Origin of the sequence: Micromonospora sp. NPDC023814, assembly GCF_040639595.1 — a bacterium.
Taxonomy (GTDB): domain Bacteria; phylum Actinomycetota; class Actinomycetes; order Mycobacteriales; family Micromonosporaceae; genus Micromonospora.
The window spans coordinates 1-1,268 of record NZ_JBFAAF010000248.1 but is presented as its reverse complement, the minus strand read 5'-3'; the positions used below and the strand labels follow the sequence as shown (position 1 = coordinate 1,268).

Annotated in this window: 1 protein-coding gene; it reads right to left on the bottom strand. The window is 62.9% G+C overall.

Going from position 1 to position 1,268, the window contains the following annotated elements:
• On the bottom strand, positions 1–1,207 hold a 1,207-nt coding region (gene ltrA / locus AB0G14_RS35800; protein WP_357705260.1), incomplete at its 3' end, for a group II intron reverse transcriptase/maturase.
• Positions 1,208–1,268 lie beyond the last annotated feature (61 nt).

The window sequence follows — 1,268 nt, the reverse complement described above, 5'->3', positions numbered from 1 at the left end:
GCTGGCGGGTGATGCGCTGCCAGCACTGTTGGGCCTTCCTGAACGGCCGCAGTCGTTTGTGCTTCTTGCGGATCCAGCGCACCAGGTAGGCGTTGATGCGTTCCAGGAGGGGCAGCAAAGCGGAGCGGTAGTACGCCCCGTAGTACTGCAGCCAGCCGCGCACGATCGGGTTGATCTTTCGTGCGAGCTCGGCGAAGGTGTGGCCGATCCGCAGGTGGATCCGCCAGGAGCGGACTTGCCCACTGATCTTCTTCAGGGCTTCCTTGCTGATCGCGGGCAGGAAGTTGGTGAAGTTCTTCCCCTTCCTGCTGCGCGCTTTGCGGGCTTGGAACGTGAACCCCAGGAAGGTGAACGACGTGTGCTCGTACGAGCCGCGCCGGTTGCCGTCCTTGCAGTACACGATCTTGGTCTTGTCGGGGTGCAGCCGCAGCCCGACCTCGTCCATCCTGTTCCCGAGTGCCGCCAGCACCTGGCGGGCCTGGTGCTCGCCGACGCAGTGCACGACCGCGTCATCGGCATAGCGTTCGAACTGCACGTCCGGAAAGTTCCGGGCGAGCCAGGTGTCGAACGCGTAGTGCATGAACAGGTTCGCCAGCACGGGCGAGACCGCAGACCCCTGCGGGGTCCCCCGGTCCCGCTCCTGCAAGGTTCCGTCGGGCAGTTGCAGCGGCGCTTGGAGCCACCGCTTGACATACAACGTCACCCAGACGGCGTCGGTGTGAACCTGGACAGCCTTGACGATGAGGTCCCACCGGACGCTGTCGAAGAACTTTTGAATGTCAAGATCGATCACCCAGTCTTTCTTCCAACACCGTTGCCGGCAACGCTGGACCGCATCCAGCGCCGACCGATTCGGCCGGTAACCGTAGGAATCCTCGTGGAATATCGGATCCACACGAATCCCCAAGTGCCTGGCTACCACCGTCTGCGCGACCCGGTCGGCGACGGTGGGGACGCCGAGCATCCTCGTGCCACTGCCGTGCTGTTTCGGGATCTCCACCGCTCGCACCGGAGGCGGAAAATACGTCCCCGACGACATCCGATTCCAGATCTTGTAAAGGTTGCCCTCCAGATCGGCCTCAAAGTCGACAATGGACTGCCCGTCCACCCCCGGCGCACCCTGATTTCGCTTCACCTCACGAAACGCCTCCCAGACCTCCCACTTCGAAATCACAAACGGCTTCTCTGGTGACTTCAGCTTGTCCATCGGCTCCTCCCGAACAACGTCCGGTTGACCAGACACACACAGCCGCGGATGACCCGGCCCC